This window comes from Nocardioides ginkgobilobae (assembly GCF_054781275.1).
The window spans coordinates 24026-47508 of the sequence record NZ_BAAGUS010000022.1 but is presented as its reverse complement, the minus strand read 5'-3'; the positions used below and the strand labels follow the sequence as shown (position 1 = coordinate 47508).

At 73.6% G+C, this 23483-nt stretch carries 22 protein-coding genes, 2 tRNA genes, 1 other RNA gene and 1 pseudogene; 16 read left to right on the top strand and 10 right to left on the bottom strand.

Annotation, left to right across the window (positions count from 1 at the left end; genetic code table 11):
- Together ACYVID_RS16630 and ACYVID_RS16625 are read left to right on the top strand one after the other, a co-directional pair.
- Nucleotides 1-132 (top strand): annotated as a pseudogene (locus ACYVID_RS16630) (IS481 family transposase); the annotation flags it as partial.
- 14 nt (nt 133-146) lie between these two features.
- Nucleotides 147-1349, top strand: a complete 1203-nt coding sequence (locus tag ACYVID_RS16625) for a S8 family serine peptidase (RefSeq protein ID WP_460738945.1) — start codon at nt 147-149, stop codon at nt 1347-1349.
- 115 nt (nt 1350-1464) lie between these two features.
- Here ACYVID_RS16625 and ACYVID_RS16620 read toward each other — a convergent pair.
- Nucleotides 1465-1553, bottom strand: a tRNA-Ser gene (locus tag ACYVID_RS16620).
- 167 nt (nt 1554-1720) lie between these two features.
- Here ACYVID_RS16620 and ffs point away from each other — a divergent pair.
- From ffs to ACYVID_RS16585, 7 genes are all read left to right on the top strand, one after another.
- Nucleotides 1721-1811, top strand: an RNA gene (gene ffs, locus ACYVID_RS16615) — signal recognition particle sRNA small type.
- 115 nt (nt 1812-1926) lie between these two features.
- Nucleotides 1927-4164 (top strand): DNA polymerase III subunit gamma and tau, encoded by a 2238-nt coding sequence (locus tag ACYVID_RS16610; protein WP_460738943.1) that lies wholly within the window; start codon nt 1927-1929, stop codon nt 4162-4164.
- A gap of 69 nt (nt 4165-4233) precedes the next feature.
- The gene (locus ACYVID_RS16605; RefSeq protein WP_460738941.1) at nt 4234-4668 is read left to right on the top strand and encodes a YbaB/EbfC family nucleoid-associated protein; all 435 of its coding nucleotides are present in this window, start codon (nt 4234-4236) and stop codon (nt 4666-4668) included.
- 9 nt (nt 4669-4677) lie between these two features.
- The gene (recR, locus tag ACYVID_RS16600; RefSeq protein WP_460738939.1) at nt 4678-5274 is read left to right on the top strand and encodes a recombination mediator RecR; all 597 of its coding nucleotides are present in this window, start codon (nt 4678-4680) and stop codon (nt 5272-5274) included.
- Complete coding sequence (locus ACYVID_RS16595) at nt 5271-5888, top strand: DUF5063 domain-containing protein (RefSeq protein WP_460738937.1); 618 nt, start codon at nt 5271-5273, stop codon at nt 5886-5888. Before recR ends, ACYVID_RS16595 begins: the two co-directional genes overlap by 4 nt.
- A 138-nt stretch (nt 5889-6026) precedes the next feature.
- Complete coding sequence (locus ACYVID_RS16590; RefSeq protein WP_300645501.1) at nt 6027-7301, top strand: aspartate kinase; 1275 nt, start codon at nt 6027-6029, stop codon at nt 7299-7301.
- The gene (locus ACYVID_RS16585) at nt 7298-8362 is read left to right on the top strand and encodes an aspartate-semialdehyde dehydrogenase (protein WP_460738935.1); all 1065 of its coding nucleotides are present in this window, start codon (nt 7298-7300) and stop codon (nt 8360-8362) included. The genes ACYVID_RS16590 and ACYVID_RS16585 overlap by 4 nt, the downstream gene beginning before the upstream one ends.
- 83 nt (nt 8363-8445) lie before the next feature.
- On the opposite strand, the gene ACYVID_RS16580 is transcribed toward ACYVID_RS16585, so the two are convergent.
- The 3 genes from ACYVID_RS16580 to ACYVID_RS16570 all read right to left on the bottom strand — a co-directional run bounded on the left by ACYVID_RS16580 (nt 8446) and on the right by ACYVID_RS16570 (nt 10642).
- Nucleotides 8446-9426, bottom strand: coding sequence for a hypothetical protein (locus tag ACYVID_RS16580; RefSeq protein WP_460738934.1), 981 nt, complete (start codon nt 9424-9426; stop codon nt 8446-8448).
- A gap of 126 nt (nt 9427-9552) precedes the next feature.
- A tRNA-Pro gene (locus tag ACYVID_RS16575) sits at nt 9553-9626 on the bottom strand.
- Between the two features lie 62 nt (nt 9627-9688).
- Nucleotides 9689-10642 carry a metallophosphoesterase gene (locus ACYVID_RS16570; RefSeq protein WP_460738932.1) on the bottom strand — a complete coding sequence of 318 codons (954 nt, stop codon included), beginning with the start codon at nt 10640-10642 and terminating at the stop codon, nt 9689-9691.
- A gap of 17 nt (nt 10643-10659) precedes the next feature.
- Between ACYVID_RS16570 and ACYVID_RS16565 the strand changes: the two genes are divergently transcribed.
- Nucleotides 10660-11127 carry a GatB/YqeY domain-containing protein gene (locus ACYVID_RS16565; RefSeq protein ID WP_460738930.1) on the top strand — a complete coding sequence of 156 codons (468 nt, stop codon included), beginning with the start codon at nt 10660-10662 and terminating at the stop codon, nt 11125-11127.
- 120 nt (nt 11128-11247) lie between these two features.
- On the opposite strand, the gene ACYVID_RS16560 is transcribed toward ACYVID_RS16565, so the two are convergent.
- Nucleotides 11248-13626 carry a penicillin-binding protein gene (locus tag ACYVID_RS16560; RefSeq protein ID WP_460738928.1) on the bottom strand — a complete coding sequence of 793 codons (2379 nt, stop codon included), beginning with the start codon at nt 13624-13626 and terminating at the stop codon, nt 11248-11250.
- 194 nt (nt 13627-13820) lie between these two features.
- On the opposite strand from ACYVID_RS16560, the gene ACYVID_RS16555 reads away from it, so the two are divergent.
- A complete protein-coding gene (locus ACYVID_RS16555) occupies nt 13821-14126 on the top strand; it encodes a WhiB family transcriptional regulator (protein WP_460738951.1) in 306 nt (101 codons plus the stop codon).
- Between the two features lie 94 nt (nt 14127-14220).
- Here the strand turns inward: ACYVID_RS16555 and ACYVID_RS16550 are convergent, their stop codons facing one another.
- Complete coding sequence (locus tag ACYVID_RS16550) at nt 14221-15474, bottom strand: ArsA family ATPase (protein ID WP_460738926.1); 1254 nt, start codon at nt 15472-15474, stop codon at nt 14221-14223.
- The gene (locus tag ACYVID_RS16545; RefSeq protein ID WP_460738924.1) at nt 15471-16475 is read right to left on the bottom strand and encodes an ArsA-related P-loop ATPase; all 1005 of its coding nucleotides are present in this window, start codon (nt 16473-16475) and stop codon (nt 15471-15473) included. Before ACYVID_RS16545 ends, ACYVID_RS16550 begins: the two co-directional genes overlap by 4 nt.
- Before the next feature lie 108 nt (nt 16476-16583).
- Here ACYVID_RS16545 and ACYVID_RS16540 point away from each other — a divergent pair, with 108 nt between their 5' ends.
- From ACYVID_RS16540 to ACYVID_RS16520, 5 genes are all read left to right on the top strand, one after another.
- Nucleotides 16584-18275 (top strand): BCCT family transporter, encoded by a 1692-nt coding sequence (locus tag ACYVID_RS16540; RefSeq protein WP_460738922.1) that lies wholly within the window; start codon nt 16584-16586, stop codon nt 18273-18275.
- Nucleotides 18276-18363: 88 nt separating this feature from the next.
- Complete coding sequence (locus tag ACYVID_RS16535; protein ID WP_460738920.1) at nt 18364-18552, top strand: DUF4177 domain-containing protein; 189 nt, start codon at nt 18364-18366, stop codon at nt 18550-18552.
- Nucleotides 18553-18560: 8 nt separating this feature from the next.
- A complete protein-coding gene (locus ACYVID_RS16530) occupies nt 18561-19031 on the top strand; it encodes a RidA family protein (RefSeq protein ID WP_460738949.1) in 471 nt (156 codons plus the stop codon).
- The gene (locus ACYVID_RS16525) at nt 19028-19897 is read left to right on the top strand and encodes an NUDIX hydrolase (protein WP_460738918.1); all 870 of its coding nucleotides are present in this window, start codon (nt 19028-19030) and stop codon (nt 19895-19897) included. The genes ACYVID_RS16530 and ACYVID_RS16525 overlap by 4 nt, the downstream gene beginning before the upstream one ends.
- A 7-nt stretch (nt 19898-19904) precedes the next feature.
- Nucleotides 19905-20717: an MBL fold metallo-hydrolase gene (locus ACYVID_RS16520; protein WP_460738916.1), complete on the top strand. Its 813-nt coding sequence runs from the start codon at nt 19905-19907 to the stop codon at nt 20715-20717.
- A 92-nt stretch (nt 20718-20809) separates the two neighbouring features.
- Here ACYVID_RS16520 and ACYVID_RS16515 read toward each other — a convergent pair whose 3' ends face one another.
- The 3 genes from ACYVID_RS16515 to ACYVID_RS16505 are packed head-to-tail and all read right to left on the bottom strand — an operon-like array spanning nt 20810 to nt 23388.
- Nucleotides 20810-22198, bottom strand: a complete 1389-nt coding sequence (locus tag ACYVID_RS16515; RefSeq protein ID WP_460738914.1) for a hypothetical protein — start codon at nt 22196-22198, stop codon at nt 20810-20812.
- Nucleotides 22195-22692, bottom strand: coding sequence for a SigE family RNA polymerase sigma factor (locus ACYVID_RS16510; RefSeq protein ID WP_460738912.1), 498 nt, complete (start codon nt 22690-22692; stop codon nt 22195-22197). Before ACYVID_RS16510 ends, ACYVID_RS16515 begins: the two co-directional genes overlap by 4 nt.
- A gap of 48 nt (nt 22693-22740) precedes the next feature.
- Nucleotides 22741-23388: a hypothetical protein gene (locus ACYVID_RS16505; RefSeq protein ID WP_460738910.1), complete on the bottom strand. Its 648-nt coding sequence runs from the start codon at nt 23386-23388 to the stop codon at nt 22741-22743.
- Nucleotides 23389-23483 lie beyond the last annotated feature (95 nt).

The following is a 23483-nucleotide window of genomic DNA, read 5'->3' as shown; positions in this document are numbered from 1 at the left end:
GGCTCCGAGTCAGAACGAGCAGCCAGCTTCACCGACTGGCTCCACACCTACAATCACCACCGCGGTCACACCGCACTCGGTGGCAAGTCACCGGCCGACCTCGTACCCAACCTGCGTGGACAGAACACCTAGGCCTTCCCGTCGGCGTGGCCGCACCCGCCCACGCGATCGACGTCTCCTGCCTCGAGGTCGCCCCGGGCGACCCGCGTCCCACCACCGAGACCGCCAGCGAGGCCCTGCGGCGGACGGGGGTGCTCGCCGCCCAGGACCGCCTCGAGCGCAGCGGCCGCGGCCAGGCGGGTGCCGGCACGACCGTCGCCGTGCTGTCCTCGGGTATCTCCGGCGCGGCGGACCTCCCGCTGGGCCCCGGCGGGACCTCGGTCGTCGGCCCGGGCCCGGTCGTCGACCCCACCGGCACCGTCGTGGCCGGCCTGGTCGCCGGGCCCGCGCGTGACGACGACCTCCCGGTCGGCGTGGCGCCCGGGGTCGAGCTGGTCGACGTGCGCGTCTACGACACCGCGACCCCGACCCAGGAGGGCCAGGAGGCCCCGGACGCGGCGGCACTGGCCGACGGCCTGGCCCACGTGCGGGACCGGGTGCCGTCGGTCGACATCGTCGTCGTGCCCCTGCAGGTGCCGCAGGACGACCGGGTCGCCGACCTGGTGTCCGACCTGGTCGAGGCGGGCGTGCTGGTCGTGGCCCAGGGCGGTGACCGCCCGGTGGACCTGGTCGGCGAGGTGGCTGCCGACGCCGGGTCCGGTTCGCTCACCGCGCTCGCCACCCCTCGTCCCGACGAGGACGCCGGTCCGCTGGTGCACCCCGCGGCGCTCCCGGGCGTCGTCGCGGTCGGGCCGTTGCCCGAGCAGGTCAACGACCCGCTGCGCAGCAGCGCCCTCGACGTCGTCGCCCCTGCCGACGACGCCGTCTCGGTCTCGCTGGAGGGCGGCCACTGCGTCCTGGACGACAACGGCTCCAGCGCATGGTCCACCGGGCTCGTCGCCGGCGTCCTGGCCATGCTGCGCTCCGCCTACCCCCAGGCCGAGCCCGAGGAGCTCGTCGCACGCCTCGTCGCCACCGCCGACGGCCGCCCGGACGTGCGCTCGCCCCTCACCGGCGCCGGCCAGGTGCAGGCCCTCGCCGCCCTCACCGCGACCGCGGGTGAGCTGCGCGCGGGCGGGTACGCCGGGGACACCGACGTCCCCCGCCCCTCCATCGCGGCCGCCGCCCCCGAGGAGCCCGAGGACCTCCTGGCCACCACCCGCGGCAGCGCCGTGTGGTGGGGGCTGCTCGGCGGCGGGGCGCTGCTGCTCGCCGTCCTCGCCCGCCCGCTCCTGGCCCGCCGCCGCTGACCCTCGTTCCGGTGACTCGGCGCTGGTTCGAGGGTGACTCGGCGCTGACGTGAGTGGTGGATGCTCTGGAAAGCACAGGACGGCGCCGACCTAGCGGTCGACGCCGTCCTGTGTGTGGCGGAGGTAGGGGGATTCGAACCCCCGAGGGCTGTTAACCCAACCCGCTTTCCAAGCGAGCGCCATAGGCCACTAGGCGATACCTCCGCCGAGGAGGGTACCGGTGGGCCTGCGCCGCACGAAATCGCCTGCCGCACGCCCGGACGGCGCTCCGGGCAGCGGTCGAGCGCGCGCGACGGTGCGCGACGGCGTACGAGGTGGGGCCGATCGGGCCGGGTTGGCCGCCCTCCGCGCGCTCACCTAGACTCCGGGGCAACCCCCCGCGTGGCGGCACCTCGCCCAACTCCCCCAGGGCCGAGAGGCAGCAAGGGTAAGTGAGCTCTGTCGGGTGCGCGGGGGGCCTTCGTGTCCCTGGGGCCGGACGCTCGCGCTGCCCCGGGTCGGTGCGGTCCGCGGGCCGTCCCTCAGGCCGCTCCCGCCGCCGTGGTGCGTTGTCGGCGGCCGTGGTTAGGGTCTGCACGTGGAGTCGCCGCTCGCCCTGTACCGCCGCTACCGGCCCGAGACCTTCAACGAGGTCATCGGGCAGGACCACGTGACGGCTCCCCTGCGCGCGGCCCTGGCCAACAACCGGGTCAACCACGCCTACCTCTTCTCCGGCCCCCGCGGCTGTGGCAAGACCACCAGCGCCCGCATCCTGGCGCGCGCGCTCAACTGCGAGCAGGCGCCGGTGGCCGACCCGTGCGGGGAGTGCGACTCCTGCCGCGACCTCGCGCGCGGCGGCCCCGGGTCGATCGACGTGATCGAGATCGACGCCGCCTCGCACGGTGGCGTCGACGACGCGCGCGACCTGCGGGAGAAGGCGTTCTTCGCGCCGGTGCGCAGCCGCTACAAGATCTACATCATCGACGAGGCCCACATGGTCTCCCCGCAGGGCTTCAACGCCCTGCTGAAGCTGGTGGAGGAGCCGCCGCCGCACCTGCGCTTCATCTTCGCCACGACCGAGCCCGACAAGGTGATCGGGACGATCCGCTCCCGCACCCACCACTACCCGTTCCGGCTGATCCCGCCGCGGCTGCTGTCGTCCTACCTCTCCGAGCTCTGCGCGCGCGAGGGGGTGGCCATCGAGCCGGCCGCGATCCCGCTGGTCGTGCGCGCCGGCGGTGGCTCGGCCCGCGACACGCTCTCGGTCCTCGACCAGCTGCTCGGTGGTGCCGGCCCGGAAGGCGTCACGCACGCGCTGGCCACCGGCCTGCTGGGCTACACCCCCGACAGCCTGCTCGACGAGGTCGTCGACGCCTTCGCCGCCGGTGACGGGGCGGCGGTCTTCGGCGTGGTCGACAAGGTCGTCGAGACCGGGCAGGACCCGCGCCGCTTCACCGAGGACCTCCTGCGCCGCCTGCGCGACCTGGTGATCGTCGCCGCCGTGCCCGACGCTCCCGCGACCGGGCTGATCGACGTCTCCGAGGACGCCGGCGAGCGGCTGGTGGCGCAGGCCGCCCGGTTCGGCCCGGCCGACCTCACCCGCGCCGCCGACCTCGTGGCCGCCGGCCTCACCGAGATGCGGGGCGCCACCGCGCCCCGGCTGCTCCTGGAGCTCATCTGCGCCCGGGTCCTGCTCCCGGGCGCCGACCACGGCACGGAGGGCCTCGCCGCCCGCCTCGACCGGCTGGAGCGCCGCATGGCGGTCACCGGTACGCCGGCACCGGCCGCCCCCGCCGCGGCGGCGCCCTCGGCCCCGGCCCGCCCGGTCCGACCCGCCCAGGTCCCCGAGGACGTGCCCGCGCAGGACCGACCCGCTCCCGCGGCCCAGGCGCCCGAGCCGGTGCCGACCCCGGCGCCCACCCCGGCGCCCGCGCAGGGCTGGCCCACCACGCCCGAGCCCGAGCCGGTCCCGCCCCACCCGGCCCGGCAGCCGGCCCAGCACCCCGCCGCACAGCCCCCGCGGGTCGACGCCACCGGCGTGCCGCCGCTCGCCGGTGCCGCGCCCGCGCAGCCCACGGCCGCCCCGGCCGCAGCTGCCCCCGCGGAGCCGGCCGCCCCCGGTGCGCTGTCGCTGGTGGAGGTGCGTCGGCTGTGGCCCGACATCGTCGACGCCACCAAGCTCCGTCGCCGGGTCACCTGGATCCACCTCACGCAGAACGCCCAGGTCGTCGCCGTCGACGAGCGCACCCTGACCCTCGGCTTCGCCAACGCCGGCGCCCGCGACTCCTTCGACGGCAACGGCAGCGCCGAGGTCGTGCGCCAGGCGGCGATCGACGTGGTCGGCACCGACTGGCGGATCGAGACGATCGTCGACCCGGGAGCCTCGCCCGACGCCGGACCCCCGCCGTCCCCGCCGCCCGCCGCCCCCGCGGTCGACCCGCGTTCCGCGGCCGGCAGCGACCGACCGGCACCCCCCGCGCCCGACGCCGCTCCGGCCGCCCCCGGCTCGTCCGCGGTCTCCGACGAGCCGCCGCCGCCCTGGGCGGTCGAGCCCCCGGCCGACCTCGACGACGGGCCGGAGCCCGGCACGCCGGCGACGCCCGCGGCGCCCGCGGCACCGCCGGCCGGCGCCTCCTCGATCGCAGCCGCCCGCGGCGCGATCCAGCAGACCCGACCCGCGGGCGCGCCCGGCACCGAGCAGGGTCCCGACCTCCGTGCGGCCGACGCCGACGCCCACCCCGACGACGAGGTCCTCGACCACGACGACACCGCCGGGGCGGAGCTGCTGGCCCGCGAGCTCGGCGCCAGGGTGATCGAGGAGATCACCCACTCGTGAGCCCCCACCCATCGTGTTGAGTGGACCCCGACCACCGAGCCCGACCCGCCAGCCACCCGAGGTGACCAGATGAGCCAGAACCCCTTCGACGCCCTGGGCGGCGGACTCGACATGAACGCCCTGCTCCAGCAGGCGCAGCAGATGCAGGAGCAGCTGACCCAGGCCCAGCAGCGCCTGGCCGAGACGGTCCTCGAGGGCACCGTGGCCGGTGGCGCCGTGACCGTGCGGGTCAACGGCACCGGTGAGCTCGTGGGCGTCGACATCCGCGCCGGCGGCTTCGACGGCAACGACGCCGACGACCTCGCCGACCTCGGCGACATGGTCGTGGCGGCCTACCGCGACGCCAAGTCCCAGGCCGACGCGGCTGCCGGGGAGGCCCTGGGCCCGCTGGCCGGCGGTCTCGGCGGTGGGGGCGGCGGGCTCGGCGACATGCTCGGTGGCGCGCTGGGTGGTGGACAGCCGGGCGGTGGGGAGCCGGGCCAGGCGCCCCGCCTCGGCTTCTAGCGGGCCCGCGTGTACGAAGGTGTCGTCCAGGACCTGATCGACGAGCTCGGTCGGCTCCCCGGCGTGGGTCCCAAGAGTGCCCAGCGCATCGCGTTCCACCTGCTGCAGGCCGACCCCGTCGACGTACGCCGCCTGGCCGACGTGCTCATCCAGGTCAAGGCCAAGGTGCAGTTCTGCACCATCTGCGGCAACGTCAGCGAGGACGAGCAGTGCCGCATCTGCCGCGACCCGCGCCGCGACCCGAGCGTGCTGTGCGTGGTCGAGGAGTACAAGGACGTCGTGGCGATCGAGCGCACCCGGGAGTACCGCGGTCGCTACCACGTCCTGGGCGGCGCGATCAGCCCGATCGACGGCATCGGTCCCGACCAGCTGCGGGTGCGCGAGCTCATGACGCGGCTGGCCGACGGCGCCGTGACCGAGGTCATCCTGGCCACGGATCCCAATCTCGAGGGCGAGGCCACGGCGACGTACCTCACCCGGATGCTCAAGGTGCTGGACTTGCGCGTCACGCGGTTGGCGAGTGGACTGCCCGTAGGCGGCGACCTGGAGTACGCCGACGAGGTGACCCTGGGCCGCGCGTTCGCGGGGAGGCGAGCAGCAGAATGAGCATCGAGAGCAGCACCACCGCCGGAGGCGCCGCGCCCGGTGCGGTCCTCGACGACGACACGCTGGAGTTCGCCCAGCAGATCGCCGACCAGGTCGCCAGCTTCCTGCTGGCCCTGCGCGCGATCGCCGAGGAGGAGGACGGCGGCCGGGCGATCTCCCTGCTGCTGCTCGAGATCAGCCAGGTGCTGCTCGCCGGTGCCCGGCTGGGCGCGCAGCAGGACTTCGTGCCTCGCGACGAGTACCAGCCCGACGTCGGTCCCGAGCCCGACCTGGACCGGATGCGCCTGCGGCTGGCCTCGATGCTCGACAACGTCGACACCTACAGCTTCGTCTTCGACCCCTACGTGCCCGAGGTGGTCGAGAGCCAGCTCTCCGACGACCTCACCGCGATCGCCACCGACCTCGACACCGGCCTGCGCCACTACCGCGCCGGGCACGTCAGCGAGGCGCTGTGGTGGTGGCAGTTCTCCTACGTCTCCAGCTGGGGCAACCTCGCCGGCGCCGCCCTCAACGCGCTGCTCTCCGTGGTCAGCCACGACCGCCTCGACGTGGACGTCGACCTCGACGCCGACCAGGTGGTCGCGGCCGAGCAGATGCTCGCCGACGAGGGCTGAGCCCGGCCCCGGGACGCCCCCGTCCACGGCAGGAAAGTCCGACGGGTCGTCCCAGGCCCCGCCGGTAGACTCGGGGCTTCGACCAGGCGCGCCCGCGACGGGTGACCGCGCCGCACACGGGACGAGGGGACCAGAGCAGTGGGCATTGTCGTGCAGAAGTACGGCGGGTCGTCGGTGGCGGACGCCGACGGCATCAAGCGGGTGGCCCAGCGCATCGTCAACACCAAGAAGCAGGGCCACGAGGTGGTCGTGGTCGTGTCGGCGATGGGCGACACCACCGACGACCTGCGCGACCTCGCCGAGCAGGTCACCCCGCTGCCGCCGCCGCGCGAGCTGGACATGCTGCTCACCGCGGGCGAGCGGATCTCCATGGCCCTGCTCGCCATGGCCGTCAGCTCCCTGGGCCACGAGGCGCAGTCCTTCACCGGCTCCCAGGCCGGCGTGATCACCGACTCGGTGCACGGCAAGGCCAAGATCATCGACATCACCCCGGGCCGGATCCAGAGCGCCATCGACGAGGGCCACGTGGCGATCGTCGCGGGCTTCCAGGGCGTCTCCCAGGACACCAAGGACGTCACGACGCTCGGCCGCGGCGCCTCCGACACCACTGCGGTCGCGCTCGCCGCCGCCCTCGGCGCGGAGGTCTGCGAGATCTACACCGACGTCGCCGGCGTCTTCACCGCCGATCCGCGGATCGTGCCGGCCGCGCGCAAGCTCGACCGCGTCTCCCACGAGGAGATGCTCGAGATGGCCGCCTCCGGCGCCAAGATCCTGCATCTGCGCTGCGTCGAGTACGCGCGCCGCTACGACGTGCCGATCCACGTGCGCACCTCGTTCGACACCATCGAGGGCACCTGGGTCCTCCCCGACACCGCTGAAGAAGGAGACACCGTGGAGCAGGCGATCATCGCGGGCGTGGCCCACGACCGGTCCGAGGCCAAGATCACCGTCGTCGGGGTGCCCGACAAGGTCGGCGAGGCCGCCCGCATCTTCGAGGTGCTGGCCGCGTCCGAGGTCAACATCGACATGGTCGTGCAGAACGTCTCCGCCGCGGCCACCGCCCGCACCGACATCTCCTTCACCCTGCCCCGCGAGGACGGCCAGGTCGCGATGGCGGCCCTGGCGAAGATCCAGGACGAGGTCGGCTACGACAAGCTGCTCTTCGACGACCGCGTCGGCAAGGTCTCCCTCATCGGCGCCGGCATGCGCAGCCACCCGGGCATCACCGCGAAGTTCTTCGCCGCCCTCGCCGCCGCGGGCGTCAACATCGAGATGATCTCCACCTCCGAGATCCGCATCTCCGTCATCGTCGACGAGGGCCAGATCGACACCGCGGTGCGCGCGACGCACACCGCCTTCGACCTCGACGCCGACGAGGTCGAGGCGGTCGTGTACGGCGGGACCGGCCGATGAGCGCGGCCGCGGACGCCGGCCTGCGGATCGGCGTCGTCGGCGCCACCGGCCAGGTCGGTGTCGCCATGCGCCAGATCCTCGCCGAGCGGGACTTCCCGGTCGCCGAGATCCGCTTCTTCTCCTCGGCGCGCTCGGCCGGGAAGGTCCTGGACTACCGCGGCACCGAGGTCGTCGTCGAGGACGCCGAGACCGCCGACCCGACGGGGCTCGACATCGCGCTGTTCTCCGCCGGCGCCACCGCCTCGCGCGCCCTCGTGCCCCGCTTCGTCGAGGCCGGCGTCATCGTCGTCGACAACTCCTCGGCCTTCCGCAAGGACCCCGCGATCCCGCTCGTCGTCTCCGAGGTCAACCCGGAGGCCGCGGCCGAGGTGATCGCGGCCGGGCGCGGCATCATCGCCAACCCCAACTGCACGACCATGGCCGCGATGCCGGTCCTCAAGCCGCTGCACGAGGAGGCCGGGCTGGTCCGGTTGATCGCCTCGACGTACCAGGCCGTCTCCGGCTCCGGCATCGCCGGCGTCGAGGAGCTCGCCACCGGCATCGCCGCGGCCGGCGACAAGGCCCGTGAGCTCGCCTACGACGGGGAGGCCGTGGCCTTCCCCGAGCCCGGCGTCTACAAGCGGACCATCGCCCACAACGTGCTGCCCTTCGCGGGCAACCTGGTCGACGACGGGCTGAACGAGACCGACGAGGAGCAGAAGCTCCGCAACGAGTCGCGCAAGATCCTCGGCCTGCCGGACCTCAAGGTGTCCGGCATCTGCGTGCGGGTCCCGGTCTTCACCGGCCACTCGCTGGCGATCAACGCCGAGTTCGAGCGCCCGATCAGCCCCGAGCGCGCCACCGAGCTGCTCGCCGCGGCTCCCGGTGTCGAGCTCAGCGAGATCCCGACCCCGCTCCAGGCCGCCGGCAAGGACCCGTCGTACGTCGGTCGCATCCGTGCCGACGAGGGCGTCGACGGTGGTCGTGGGCTCGCGCTGTTCATCAGCAACGACAACCTGCGCAAGGGCGCCGCCCTCAACACGGTGCAGATCGCCGAGCTCGTGGCGGCCGCCCGGGCCTGACCCGATGTGCCCGACCCCGGGACGCCGAACGGGCAGGTCTCTCGTGCACGCTGCACGAAGGACCTGCCCGTTCGGCCGCTCGGTCAGGCGTCGGAGTCGACGACCTGGGTGGTCACCCAGTGCGAGAGCAGGAACATCGCGGCCGAGAGCAGCGGGATGACGATGATCATCCACCACTCCTCCAGCACGTCGACGAGGAAGAGCAGCGAGAGCACCGCCAGCAGGCCGACCGCGAGGAAGCTGGTGCTGGTCGGGTCGGGGACCCGGGCCAGGCGCAGCATGACGCCGCCCAGGACGACCATGCCGGCCATCACCAGGACCAGCAGCAGGAAGCCGGGGCCACCGCCGCAGCTGGAGACGCCGCGGACGCTCTCGCACAGGGCCAGCGAGCCGGCCGTCAGGACGACGACGAGCAGACCGACCACGAGCCCGGTGACGCCGGTGGCGACCCGTCCGTCGACGGTCAGCGTGGCCCGGGGTGCCCGGGTCGGTGCGGAGGCCTGCTCGGCGGCCACGGGCTCGGGGGCCGACTCGGCAGCGACCGGCGTCGGGGCCGGTGCGGGAGCGGGCGTCGGGGCAGGGGCGGGAGTCGGGACCGCGGCCGCCGGCGGGACGACCGGTCCGGCCGCTGCCGGGGGAGCGGCTGCCGCGGGGGGCAGCGCCGTGGTGTCCTCGTCGGGCGAGGACGCGGCTGCCGCGGGCGGCTGGGCGGACGGCTCAGCAGACGGCCGGGCAGAGGGCGGGGCAGTCGACTGGGCGGATGGCGGGGTCGGCGGGGCAGTCGGCGGGGCGGGCGGCGCGCTGTCGGCACGCGGCGTCGCGGGCTCGGCCTCGGCAGGGGCCGCCTCGACCGGCGCGGCAGGGCCAGCGGCCCGGTCAGGGGCCCGGTCAGGGGCCCGGTCAGGGGCCCGGTCAGGGGCAGGGTCGGCGGCCCGGTCGGCCGCGGGTGTCTGCTGCTGCGGGGCGGGGTCCGCGGCCGGCGTACGGCCCTTGCGCCGCTTGAGCAGCTTCCCGAGGCTGGGTGCCTCCAGCGAGGGCGCGTCAGGACGCTGGTCATCTGCCATGCGCCCGATCATGTCACGCACCTCGGCCGCGCCGACGCGGCTTCCGGGTGCGCTGGACGTGCGATGCCCGAGAAGGGAGCAGGAAGCAGGGAGGGCCCGGATCCTCGACGGATCCGGGCCCCGCTGTCGGGCTGACAGGATTTGAACCTGCGGCCTCCTCGTCCCGAACGAGGCGCGCTACCAAGCTGCGCCACAGCCCGATCGGACCGCCCCGGTGAGATGCCTCAGGGGCAGGTCCGCGTCGGAGCATAGCCGAGCGGGCTCAGCCCTCCCCAATCGGGACCAGGGTCAGCAGGACGGCCTCGGGGCGGCAGGCGATCCGGACCCGCGCGTACGGCGAGGTGCCCAGCCCGGCACCGACGTGCATCCACGTCGAGCCGGGGTCCCCGGGGCGGGAGTCCGCCGGGTGGCGGTGCACGCCGCGAGCCCGGGCGGGCTCGAGGTCGCAGTTGGTCGTGAGCGCCCGACCGCCCGGGAGGCAGACCTGCCCGCCGTGGGTGTGGCCGGCCAGCACGGCGTCGTAGCCGTCGCGCGCGAAGGCGTCGAGCACCCGCAGGTACGGCGCGTGCGTGACCGCCAGGCGCAGGTCGGCGCCGCGGTCGGCCGGTCCGGCGACGTCCTCGAGCCGGTCGTAGCCCAGGTGCGGGTCGTCGACCCCGGCGAGCGCGACGTCGAGGTCGCCCACCCGCAGCCGGTCGCGGGTGTTGGTGAGGTCCAGCCAGCCGGCGTCGGTGAAGGTGCGCGACAGCTCGCGCCACGGCAGCGCAGGCACGTCGGTGTGCCGCTTCCCGTCGTCGGGCAGCAGGTACCGGAAGGGGTTGCGGAAGCTGGGCTCGAAGTAGTCGTTGCTGCCGTGGACGAAGACGCCCGGGACGTCCAGCAACGGCCCGAGCGCGTCCCGCACCACCGGGACCGCGTCGCGATGCGCCAGGTTGTCCCCGGTGTCGACCACCAGGTCGAGCGTCGGGGCGAGCGTCCCGAGGCCGGCCAGCCACTCCCGCTTGGCGCGCTGGCCCGGGGTGAGGTGCAGGTCGGTCAGGTGCAGCACCCGCAGCGGGCGAGCGCCCACCGGGAGCACCGGCAGCGTCCGCTCGCGCAGCACGTAGCGCCGCGCCTCCCACCCGGCGTACGCCGTCGTCGCCAGGCCCGCGGCGAGTCCGCCGACCGCGACCCCGGCGAGGGCGCGGGGGAGCGGGGAATCCTGGGTGAGCGGCACCCGGCCAGGCTGCCACAATGGCGCCCATGAGCCTCAAGGACCGTCTGCGCGCCGACCTGACCACCGCCATGAAGGCGCGCGACGAGCTGCGCTCCTCGACGCTGCGCATGGTGCTCTCCGCCGTGACCAACGCCGAGGTCGCCGGCAAGAGCGCCAAGGTCCTCACCGACGACGAGGTCGTCGCGGTGCTCACCACCGAGGCCAAGAAGCGTCGCGAGGCCGCGGTCGCCTTCGCCGAGGGAGGCCGTGCCGAGAGCGCTGAGAAGGAGCGCGCCGAGGCCGCGGTCATCGCCGACTACCTGCCCGAGCAGCTCACGGAGGCCGAGGTGGCCGACATCGTCGCCGCGGCCATCGAGTCGACGGGTGCGGCCGCCGAGGGCATGAAGGCCATGGGCAAGGTGATGGGCGTGGTCACGCCCCAGGTCAAGGGTCGCGCCGACGGTGGCGCCGTCGCGGCGGAGGTACGCCGCCAGCTCGGCGCCTGAGCGCACCTGCCCGGTCCCGGGCGACTCGCTGGGGCGCCGGGTCTCGTGCCTCGTCGCTGACGCTCCTCGCGCCTCGACCAGCGGTCGCACGCTCGAACGGGCGCCGAGTGGACGCCGGGGTCAGCGCCGGCCGATGCCGTTCCCGTTGCCCCGGCCGTTGTTGCCGTTGCCGTTGCCACTGCTGTCGTCACCACGGTCGCCGCCGCCGCCACCGCCGCCGCCACCCTGCGGTCGCGGGGCCCGGCCGGTGGACTGGTAGATCGTCACGGTCGAGCCGGAGGGCACGATCGCGCCGGTGCCCGGGCTGGAGTAGGCGACCAGGCCCTCCGCGACGGCGCTGTCGACGTAGCCGCCGTAGGAGACGGTGAAGCCGGCTGCCTCGAGCTGCTGGGTGGCCGACTCCACGGACACCCCGGAGACCCCCGGGACGGTGGTCGGCACGCCGGCGATGTCGGAGGCGCTGGGGGCCACGAAGGCGGTGTCGGGCAGCTGGCCCTGGATCGCGCGCATCGCGGTGCCCCAGATCGGGGCCGCGAAGCCGGAGCCCGAGGCCGAGGAGATGAAGCTCGGTCCGACCGTCTGGCCGGTGAGGCTGACCGGGGTGCCGGACTGGTTGGCGCCGGCGATCATCGCGGCCGCGGCCATGTTGGGGGTGTAGCCCACGAACCACACCGACTTGCCGTCCTGGGTGGTGCCGGTCTTGCCCGCCGAGGGCTGCTCGAGCGCCCAGGCGCTGGCGAAGCCGCCCTCGATGACGCCGCGGAGCACGTCGTTGACGGCGTCAGCGGTGGAGTTCTGCATCACCTGGCGGCACTTGGCGGGGTACTCCTTGAGCGTGTTGCCCGCCATGTCCTCGATCGCGGTGACCGGGCGCGAGGTGCAGTGCAGGCCGCGCGCGGCGAAGGTCGCGTAGGCCTCGGCCATCTCCAGCGGGCTCACGCTCGCGACGCCGAGGGCGAAGGAGGGCACCATCCACTTGTCGCGGTCGTCGAGACCGACGACGCCCATCTGCTTGGCGAGCTTGTAGGGCTCGCACAGACCGGTCTGCTGCGACAGGGCGATGTAGAAGGTGTTCACCGACTGCTGGGTGCCGGTGTAGAGGTTGAAGGTGCCCTCGCCGGTGGAGTTGGTGACCGGGTAGTCCTGCGTCGAGGCGTAGTTCTGCCCGTCGCAGACCGGGAACTCGTTCTGCTGGAAGGTCCGGGCCTGGGGCGAGGCGATGGAGGTGCTGAGCGGGATGCCCTGCTCCACCGCCGCCGCCAGGACGAACGCCTTGAACGTCGAGCCGGGCTGGAAGCCGCCGGAGTCGCCGTACTTCCGCGGCACGGTGTAGTTGAGGTAGGTCTGGCCGGCCTCGCGGTCCGCGCCCATCGGGCGGGACTGGGCCAGGGCGCGGACCTCGCCGGTGCCGGGCTCGACCATCGCGAGCGCACCGATGGCGGTGTCGCGGGGGTAGACCCGCTCGCGGACCGAGGCGTCGGCCGCGCGCTGGTAGTCCAGGTCCAGGGTGGTGCGGATGGTCAGGCCGCCGGTGTTGAGCAGCTGGCGGCGCGACTTCTTGTTGGGCCCGAGCGCGTCGTCCTTGAGCAGGTACTGGATGACGTAGTCACAGAAGAACGGGGCCGCGGAGAAGACACAGCCGTTGGAGAAGCGCTGCACGTCCAGACCCAGCGGCTTGTCCTGGAGCCGCTCGACCCGCTTGGCGTTGAGGATCCCGACGTCGCCCAGACGCTGGAGGACGACGTTGCGTCGGGTCAGGGCGCGGTCGGGGTTGTCGGTCGGGTCGTAGCCCTCGGGGTTGCGCACCAGACCGGCCAGGGTGGCCGACTGGAGCAGGTTGAGCTTGCTGGCGTTGGTGTTGAAGAAGTGCTTGGCAGCGGACTGGATGCCGTAGGCGCCGTCACCGAAGTAGACGGTGTTGAGGTAGCGCTCGAGGATCCAGTCCTTGGAGTGCTCCTTCTCCAGGGCGATCGCGTAGCGCAGCTCGCGCAGCTTGCGGGCGTAGGTGTCGTCGAGCGCGGCGGCCCGCTCCTCGTCGCTGGAGGCCTGGAGGACGAGGGTCTGCTTGACCAGCTGTTGGGTGATCGAGGAGCCACCCTGCACGGTGCCGGAGTTGGCGGCGTTGGTGATGAAGGCCCGCAGCGTGCCCTGGATGTCCAGGGCGCCGTGCTCGTAGAACCGCGCGTCCTCCACGGCCACGATCGCCTTGACCATCTTGCGCGACACCTGCGTGAGCGGCACCTCGACCCGGTTCTGGTCGAAGAGCGTCGCCAGGACGTTGCCGTCGGCGTCGAGGATGGTCGTGCGCTGGGCCAGCTGCTCGGTCTCGAGCTCCTCGGGCAGGTTGTCCATCGTCGCGGCCACGTTGCGCGCCCCCACGCCGACCACGCCGGCGAAGGGGATGGCCAGGCCGGCGACGAGGACGCCCAGGACCGCCGAGACCACGACCATCACCCCGAGGTGGGAGAGGACGCGGGAGGTCGTGCGAGGGTCCGACATGGCCCCCAGCGTACGGGAGGGCCCTTTACACCCCGGATCGGTGCGGGGCACCCCGGACTAGTCATTTCGGACCATGCGCATTGGGCTGAACGTGTCTGCCCCCACACAGCCGTGGCCCTTAACTTTGTGGCAGGGACATGGGGGCAGGCGTCATGGGGACGCGTTACCTGCTCCTCGACAGATGTGGGGACATCATGTGGGTTGAGGACTGGACTCCGCGCGCCGCGTGCAAGTCGGCGTCGCCGGATCAGCTGTTCGTCCGGGGAGCGGAGCAGAACAAGGCCAAGCAGGTCTGCCAGGGCTGCCCGGTGCGCACCGAGTGCCTCGCCGAGGCGCTCGACAACCAGATCGAGTGGGGCGTCTGGGGCGGCATGACCGAGCGGGAGCGCCGCGCGCTGCTGCGTCGTCGGCCGACCGCCTCGTGGCGCCAGGTCCTGGAGAGCGCCCGCACCGGGACGCAGACGACCGCCGCGACCGAGAAGGTCTCGCACCCGGCCTGAGCCGGGTCCCTGCCCGACCCGCCCACCGGCGTACGCCGTGGAGCGGGTGCGGGTGCAGTGCGTCCGTGACCAGCGGCCGGTCCGCGGGCGTCGCTCAGCCGTCGGCGAGCAGCTCGCCGACCCGGCGCAGCCCGCCGAGGTCGTGCACGTCGCTGGCCAGCGCGGGCACCACCGCGGTGGGGACACCGGGGTGCCCGGCCTCGAAGCGCGCCCGCAGCTGCGCCTCGCGCGCCAGCGTCGTCATCCGGTCCGCGTGCAGTCGCAGCAGCCCGGCCGTCAGCGTGGGGTCACCCGGCCCGTCCGCGGGCGCGTCCCCGGCGGCCTCGAGCCGCTGCACGGCGGCGCTGGCCTCCTCGGCCGACAGCTTCCCGCGCGGCTGCGGGCTGGCGCGGTTGACCACGAGCCCGGCCAGGGGCATCCGGTCGCCCTCGAGCCGCTCGACGAAGTACGCCGCCTCGCGCAGCGCGTCCGGCTCGGGCGCGGCCACGACGACGAACGCCGTGGACGGGTCCTGCAGCAGCGCGTAGGTCTTCTGCGCGCGCACGCGGAACCCGCCGAAGACGGTGTCGATCGCCGCGACGAAGGTCTGCAGGTCGGTCAGCACCTGGGCCCCGAGCACCTTGGTCAGCGCCCCGGTGACGAGGCCGAGGCCGGCGGTCATCAGCCGGGCCGGACCCTTGGCGGGCGCGAGCATCAGTCGGATGAAGCGGCCGTCGAGGAAGCTGGAGAGCCGCTCGGGTGCATCGAGGAAGTCCAGCGCCGAGCGCGAGGGCGGGGTGTCGACGACGATCAGGTCGTAGGTGCCGCGCTCCTGGGCGTCGGCGTGGATCTGCCCCAGCTTCTCCATCGCCATGTACTCCTGCGTCCCGGCGAAGGAGGTCGAGAGCACGATGTAGAAGGGGTTCTCGAGGATCTGCTTGGCCTTCTCGGGCGAGGCCTGGCTGAGGACGACCTCGTCGAAGGTCGACTTCATGTCCAGCATCATCGCGTCCAGGCTGCCGCCGGCGGCCGGGTCGATCCCGGCCACCGGGCGCGGGGTGTTGTCGAGGGCCTCGATGCCCATCGACTGCGCCAGCCGGCGGGCGGGGTCGATGGTGAGGACGACGACCTTGCGGCCGCGCTCGGCCGCGCGCAGCGCCAGCGCCGCGGAGGTCGTGGTCTTGCCGACGCCGCCGGAGCCGCAGCACACGATGATGCCGGTGGCGGGGTCGTCGATGAGGGCGTCCACGTCCAGGCGGGTGGTCGTGCCGGGGTGGGCGGCCAGGGGGCCCACCCGGCCCTTGCCCCGGGTCGTCGCGCGGGTCGTCGCGCGGGTCGTCGCGCGGCCGGCTCCCTGCGTCGTGCTCATGCCAGCCCCTGGTCGCGCATCGTCGCGGCGAGGTCGTAGAGCGCACCCATGTCGATGCCGCCCGCCAGCCGCTCCAGCTCGTACGTCGGCACGCCCATCTGCTGCACGAGGGCCCGCTGGGACTCCTCGAGCGCCCGTCGCTCGGCGTGGTCGCGCGCCTCTGCGGCCAGACCGTCGACCAGCGCCTTGGTCGTGCTCAAGCCGACCCGCTCCAGGTCGGCCCGGACGGCCTCCTTGTCCAGCTTCCCCGCACCCGCGAGCGCGAGGGTCTCGTCCGGGAGCGCGCGGGGGCGGACCAGGTTGACCACCACCCCGCCCACGGGCAGCCCGGCGGCGCGCAGCTCGGCGATGCCGTCGGCGGTCTCCTGCACGGGCATCTCCTCCAGCACGGTCACCAGGTGCACGGCGGTGCGGGGGGAGCGGAAGAGCGTCATCATCGTGTCGGCCTGCGACTTGATCGGGCCGACCTTGGCCAGCCCGGCGAGCTCGTCGCTGACGTTGAGGAACTGCACGATCCGGCCGGTCGGCGGCGCGTCGAGCACGACCGCGTCGTACTCGATGGCGCCCTTGTTGCGGCTGTTGCGCTGCACCGCCTCGAAGACCTTGCCGGTGAGCAGCACGTCGCGGACGCCGGGGGCGATGGTCGTGGCGAACTCGACGACCCCGAAGCGGTCCAGCGCCTTCCCGGCGCGGCCGAGGCGGTAGTACATCGCGAGGTACTCCAGCAGCGCGGACTCCGGGTCGATGTGCAGCGCGTGGACGGTGCCCGGCGGCTTCCCGTCGGGGCCCCGGAGGCCCGTGGCGATCCGCGTCTCGGCGTACGGCAGGGGGTCGACGTCGAACATCCGCGCCAGGCCCTGGCGGCCCTCGACCTCGCAGACCAGGACGTTCTTGCCGTGGGAGGCCAGGGCCAGGGCGAGGGACGCGGCCACGGTCGTCTTGCCCGTGCCGCCCTTGCCCGTGACCACGTGCAGCCGCACGCGCGGCCAGTCGCTGCTCACGAGCGAACCCTAGCCACCCACCTGGAGGGGTGGTGCAGCCCACGTGTGCGCCGCGCGACAGCGGGCACGATCCCCGACGGCCTGTACGACACCCCCACAGGAGACGTCATGACCACCACCGCACCATCCCCCCGCTCCAGCGACAGCCCGGACGGCCCCGACGCGCCGCCCGGCTCGGGCCCAGGTGGTGGTCCCGGCCGGTTCCGGATGGCGGCGCCGCGGGTGTTCATCCCCTCCGCGGTGCTGCTGCTGTTGTTCGTGGCCCTGGCCGCGACCTTCCCCACGGGCATGTCGGAGCTGCTGACGAAGGCCAACGAGACCGTGGTGCAGGACCTCGGCTGGTTCTACGTCGCCGTCGTGACCGGCTTCGTCGGCTTCGCCCTCTGGGCGGCGTTGTCCCCGATGGGCGACATCGTGCTCGGCAAGGACGACGAGGACCCGGAGTTCGGGCTCGGCTCGTGGTTCGCGATGCTCTTCGCCGCCGGCATGGGCATCGGCCTCGTCTACTGGGGCGTCGCCGAGCCGCTGAACCACTACGCCGCCCCGCCACCGGGCTCGGCCGCCGGTGACGCCGCCACCACGGCGCGCACCGCGCTGGACACGACCTTCCTGCACTGGGGCCTGCACGCCTGGGCGATCTACGTCGTGGTCGGCCTGGCCATCGCGTACGCCGTGCACCGCAAGGGTCGGCCGATCTCGATCCGCTACGCGCTGGAGCCGCTCTTCGGCAAGCGCATCCTCGGCTTCTGGGGCGACGTCGTCGACATCATCGCCATCCTCGGCACGCTCTTCGGCGTCGCCACCTCGCTCGGCTTCGGCGTGACCCAGCTCGGGTCCGGCCTGTCCTTCCTGGGCGTCGTCGACGAGGCCGGCACGCCGCTCCTGGTCGTGCTGGTCGTCGCCATCACCGCCATCGCCCTGGCCTCGGTCCTCTCCGGCGTCGACAAGGGCATCAAGCTGCTGTCCAACCTCAACATGGGACTGGCCGGCGTCTTCCTGCTCCTCGTGCTCGTGCTCGGGCCCACGGTCTTCCTGCTGAGCGACTTCGTCACCCAGATCGGGTCCTACCTGCAGAACTTCCTGCGGATGTCCTTCAACGTGCGGCCCTTCCAGGGCGAGGACGGGGCCTCGTGGCTGTCGGGCTGGACCACCTACTACTGGGGCTGGTGGATGAGCTGGGCGCCGTTCGTCGGGGTCTTCATCGCCCGCATCTCCCGCGGTCGCACGGTGCGCCAGTTCGTGCTCGGCGTGATGCTCGTGCCGACCCTGGTGACCTTCCTGTGGTTCTCGGTCCTCGGCGGTTCCGCGCTGTACCGCGAGATGTTCGGCGAGGGCGGGCTGGTCGTCGACGGCGCGGTCAACACCGACACCGCGCTCTTCGAGCTGCTCTCCGGCCTGCCCTTCGGCACCATCCTCAGCGTCGCCGCGCTGGTGCTCATCGTGGTCTTCTTCGTGACCAGCTCCGACTCGGGCTCGTTCGTGGTCGACATGCTGGCCGAGGGCGGCGACCTGGACCCGCCGCGGTGGAGCCGTGCCTTCTGGGCTGTGATGGAGGGCGCGGTCGCGATCGTGCTCCTCGTCGTCGGGGCCGGCGGGCTCGCGGCGCTGCAGACCATGTCGATCCTGGTGGCGCTGCCGTTCAGCATCGTGATGGTGCTGATGGTCGTGGCCACCACGAAGGCGCTGCTCGCCGAGCACCGGTGGTACCAGAAGCGCCGTCGCCAGTGGTTCGCCCAGCAGGTGGCAGACGAGGTCACCGAGGAGCTGCGCAAGGACCCGACGGTCCCCACGCAGCGCTGACCCGGCGCAGCACACCTCGGCGTACGACGGCCGGCACCGGTCCCCGGTGCCGGCCGTCGTGGGTCCGGGCCCTGTCGAGGCGGTCGCCGTGGTGAGTAGGGTCACCACCATGACGACGTGGGAGTACCAGGTGGCGCCGATTCCGCTCCACAACGAGGCACTGATGCTCAACAACTTCGGCCAGGACGGCTGGGAGCTGGTGACCATCCAGACCAACGCCCAGGGCGGGCTGATCGCTTTCTTGAAGCGGCCTTCCCAGGGATCGGGCGGAGCGTGACCGGGGCGATGACCCCGGAGGAGCGGCTGGCCGAGCTGGGGCTGGCCGTCCCCGAGGTGGCGAAGCCGGTCGCGGCGTACGTCCCGGCGGTCCGCTCGGGCAACCACGTCTACACCTCCGGCCAGTTGCCGGTGCGCTCCGGTGAGCTGATCATCAGCGGCAAGGTCGGTGGCGAGGTCACCGCCGAGGAGGCCTACGCCTGCGCCCAGCAGTGCGTGCTCAACGCGATCGCGGCGATCAAGGCCGAGGTCGGCGAGCTGTCCCGGGTCCGCCGGGTCGTGAAGGTCGTGGCGTTCGTGGCCTCCACCCCCGACTTCACCGGCCAGCCCGGTGTCGCCAACGGTGCCTCGGAGCTGCTCGGCCAGGTCTTCGGCGAGGCGGGCGTGCACGCGCGCTCGGCCGTCGGCGTGCCGGTCCTGCCGCTCGACGCGCCCGTCGAGGTCGAGCTGCTGGTCGAGGTCGCGGACGGCTCGGCGTGAGGATCCCGCTGCCGCCCGTCCCGCTGCCGGAGGCGGTCGTGGACGTGGCCCGGGAGTACGACGACGGCACCCGCACCGCGGTCGAGCCGCGCGACGCGGCGACCGTGATCCTGCTGCGCGACTCCCCGGCCGGTCCCGAGGCCTACTACCTGCGTCGCCAGCTCTCCATGGACTTCGCCGGCGGCATGGCGGTCTTCCCCGGCGGCGGGGTGGACCCGCGCGACGTGGAGCTCGAGGACGAGCACTGGGCCGGACCGCCGGCGGCCGTCTGGGCCGAGCGCCTGGGGTGCTCGGAGTCGGAGGCGCGGGCCCTGGTCTGTGCCGCCGTGCGCGAGACCTTCGAGGAGTCCGGTGTCCTGCTGGCCGGCACCTCGCCCGACGACGTCGTCGCCGACACCAGCGGCGAGGACTGGGAGGCCGACCGGGTCGCCCTCGAGGGCCGCGAGATCTCGCTGACCGAGGTCCTGGACCGCCGCGGGCTGGTGCTGCGCACCGACCTGCTCGGCGCCTGGGACGCCTGGCTGACGCCGGTCTTCGAGCCCAAGCGCTACCGCACGTGGTTCTTCGTCGCCCGGCTGCCCGAGGGGCAGCTGACCCGCGACGTGTCCTCGGAGTCGTCCTCGGTCACGTGGCTGCCCGCGGCGGTGGCCGCCGACGAGGCCGACTCCGGCGGCCTGGCGATGATGCCGCCGACCTACCTGGTCTCCATGGAGGTCGGCACGTACGCCGACACCGACGCGGTCCTCGCGGCCGCCACGGACCGACGGTTGGAGATGTTCTGCCCCTCGGTCGAGCCGCTCGACGACGGCTGGACGCTGTCGATGCCCGACCGGTTGCGGCCGGTGCTGGCCGCGCGGCGGTCGTGAGTCGCGGATGAGCGAGGGCGCCTGGGCCGGCGGGTCCTTCGGGGAGCGGGGCCGCTGCGTGCTCGCCCCGAACCCGAACATCATGACGCTGGACGGCACCAACTCCTGGGTGCTGCGCGAGCCCGGCGGGCGGCGCTCGGTCGTCGTCGACCCGGGGCCCTCGGACCCCGGGCACCTCGCCGCCCTCGCCGAGGCGGCCGGGGGCCGGGGCAACGTCGGTGCCGTGCTCCTCACGCACCACCACGCAGACCACTCCGAGGCCGCCCGGGAGTTCGCGGAGGCGGTCGGCTGCGGCGTACGCGCCCTGGACCCGGGGTACCGCCTGGGCTCCGAGGGCCTCGCCGACGGCGACGTGGTCGAGGTCGACGGCCTCGAGGTGCACGTCGTCGGCACGCCCGGCCACACCGCCGACTCGCTGTCTTTCGTGCTGCCCGCCGACCGGGTCGTGCTGACCGGTGACACGGTCCTGGGCCGCGGCACCACCGTGGTCGCGCACCCCGACGGCCAGCTCGGCGCCTACCTCGACTCCCTCGACCGGCTGCACGCCCTCGCCGAGCGCGAGGAGGCCACCGCGGTCTGGCCCGGCCACGGCCCGGTGATCAGCGACGCCCTGACGGCGCTCACCTACTACCGCGACCATCGCCAGGCCCGGCTCGACCAGGTCCAGGCCGCCCTGGGCCAGCTCGAGGACGAGGCGTTGTCGGAGGAGGACCTCCCACGCCGCGTCGTCGAGGTCGTGTACGCCGACGTCGACCCCGTCCTGTGGGGCGCCGCCGAGCTCTCCGTCCGCGCGCAGCTGGCCTACTTGCGGGGTCGCTGAGCGAACCGTCGTACCCAGACGGTCACAGCGGGACCACGGCCGGGTCCTCCACGCCTGGCCGAGCGGGGGACAGGCCTGTTGTGACCGTCTGGCTACGCGCGTCGTCGGAGCAGCAGCCCGAGACCCAGCAGCAGGAGCACGAGCAGTGCTCCGCCACCGAGCGTCGCCACCCACCGCTCCTCGCTCCAAGGCCAGTCGGGGTCGGGGCGCTCGACCGTCGGCCGGTCGAGGGTGACCAGGTCGATCGCGACGCTGGGTCGTCCGACGGCGGAGTCGACGGTCCCGACGTCGACGCTCGCGCCGGCCTCGGGGTCGACGGGAACGACCGACAGCGTCCCGTCCGAGCCCTCGTCGTCGTCGCGGAGCACCAGCACGTGCTCGTCGTCGATCCATCCGAGGGCATCGACGTGCCACGGTCCGGGGTCGGGCATCCCCTCGGCGCCGACCGTCACCTCGCGAGTGCGCAGGTCGAGCGTGACGAGGTCGTAGCCGTCGTAGACGCTGAGGGCTGCGGTCGATCCGTCGGGCGAGAGCACTGCGCCGGGCGAGAGGTCCACGCCCACTGAGGTCCAGCCCCGCGCCGCAGGGGCGCAGATCGCACCTGCGCGGTTGTTCGGCGGACAGGCCGTCAGGGTCTCGATCGAGCCGGGTTCGACGACGTACGCCGACGCGTCGTTCCGGGCGAGGACCGCGCCACCCCCGCCCACGCCGATGACGGGTCCGTCGACGTCTGCCTCGACGACCCCGGCCACCGGCAGCGAGCCTCCGATCGACGACCCGGTCCACTCCCGCGTCTGCCGCCCCTGCCAGCCGACCCACGTGCCGGATGGGGACCAGGACAGCTCGGTCACGACGATCCCGGCGCCACCCGCCAGCTCACGGCGCCACTCGCCCTCGCCGGTGGTCAGGTCGAGGACCCGGATGCCGGTGATCACCCCGTCCCGACCGAACCGTGCCGTGCCGTAGGCGAGCCGGGCGCCGTCGGGCGAGAGCGCCAGCGGCAGCCAGTCGGCACCGGCGAACGACCGCGCCTCCAGGTCGGCCGACACCACGTCCGGTAGGTCCAGGAGGTGGTGCTCTCCGGTCTCCGCGTCGACGACGACGGGCAACCCGCCGGGGGTCACCCAGGCCGCCGCAGCAGGGCCGACGGCCAGCTCGGCGCCGCGCAGCACCTCGTCGCGGACCCAGCCACCGAACTCGGTGTCGACGTCCGACATCCGCTCTGGAGGCGCATGGAGATGGTCGGGGAGGCCCAGGTCGCTGGTCGGGCCGGCCGGCCGCAGCTGGACGTTCGGGTCGGAGAGGAGACCCGGACCGACGGAGATCCCGACGACGACGGCCGCCGTGGCGGCCACCGCGGCACCGGCCTTGAGCCCGCGGCGGCGACGGCCGCGCCGCCAGGTGTCCGGTGCGACGACGACGTGCGGGGCGGCAGCGGCCTCGCGCTCGAGCAGGTCACGCAGGGAGTTCTCGGGGCTCATGCTGGGTCCTCCACGAGCTCGGCCAGGTGCGGCGACGTACGACGCAGGCGCTCCAGCGCCTGACGGGTGGTGGACTTCACCGAGCCGCGGCTGATGCCGAGCTCGTCGGCGACCTGCTGCTCGGTGAGGTCCTCGAAGAAGCGCAGCACCAGCACGGTGCGCTGGCGCGTGGTCAGCAGCGCCAGCGCCTCGCGGACGCTGAGGGCGACGTCGGGGTCGGGGGCACGGTGCGCCGCGTCGTACCCCTCGATGCTGTGCTCGCGCACGTCGCCACGACGTCGCCACCAGGAGACCTGGCGGTGGTACATCGTGCGGCGGACGTAGGCCTCCGCCGAGGTGTGGATGCGGCCCCAGTGCTCGGCGGCCTTGAGCAGCGCGGACTGCACGAGGTCCTCGGCGAGGTGAGCGTCCGCGGTGAGGAGGTACGCCGTGCGCGTCAGCGCGGGCGTGCGGGCGCCCACGAACGCCTCGAAGCCCGCCCGGTCGTTGCTCACCGCCCCACCCTCACGCCCCGTCAGACGCAGACGGGGGTCGGAATGGGGTCACCTGATCGGGAGGTCAGGAGTGCCGCGGGGGATGAGCGCCTCGCGGGTGGGTCGGTCGCCGATGTGCAGGTCCCGGAGCAGCCGCATGATGGCGGCGGGGTCCTGGAGCAGCGTGAGACGGACCTCGATCCCCGGCTCCTCGGGCACGTGGTCGAGCGGGAGCAGGGAGAACCTCTTGCGGGCGCGGTGGGTGGTGGCGTCGCGAGCGGCGCCGATGCGCACACTGGCCCAGCGGGAGCGCCGGTGGACGTAGTCGATGAAGGACACGTCGTCCCAGGCCAGCTCGACCTCGATGCCGGCGCCTTCGTGACGCAGCCGGTCGATCCCGATGAGCAGGGCCGGTGCCCGCGCGGCGACCCGCCCCATCTCCTCGGCGAGCAGCAGGAAGCCCAGCGCCAGGGCGCCCACGATGACGCCGCCGACGGCGGACTGCTCCGCGATGCTCAGGGCGCCGAGCCCGATACCCAGGGCTGTCGCGACCAGGACGAGGGCGACAGCGACCGTGAGGAAGCGCGTGGGCCCTAGTCGCAGTCGCCAGGCCGGGTGGCCGTCGAGCTCAGCGACCGACCAGGGGTCCATGTAGCCCCGGAGGCTGGCCAGCATCATGAGTGACACCGACCCGGTGAAGAGCGCCAGGACGAGCATGCCTGTCCGGTCCTGCTGCCCGGTGGCGGCAGCCCAGAGGGCTCCTGCGCAGATCACCCCCGTGATCGCGGCCGTGAAGAGAACGCCCGCCGTTC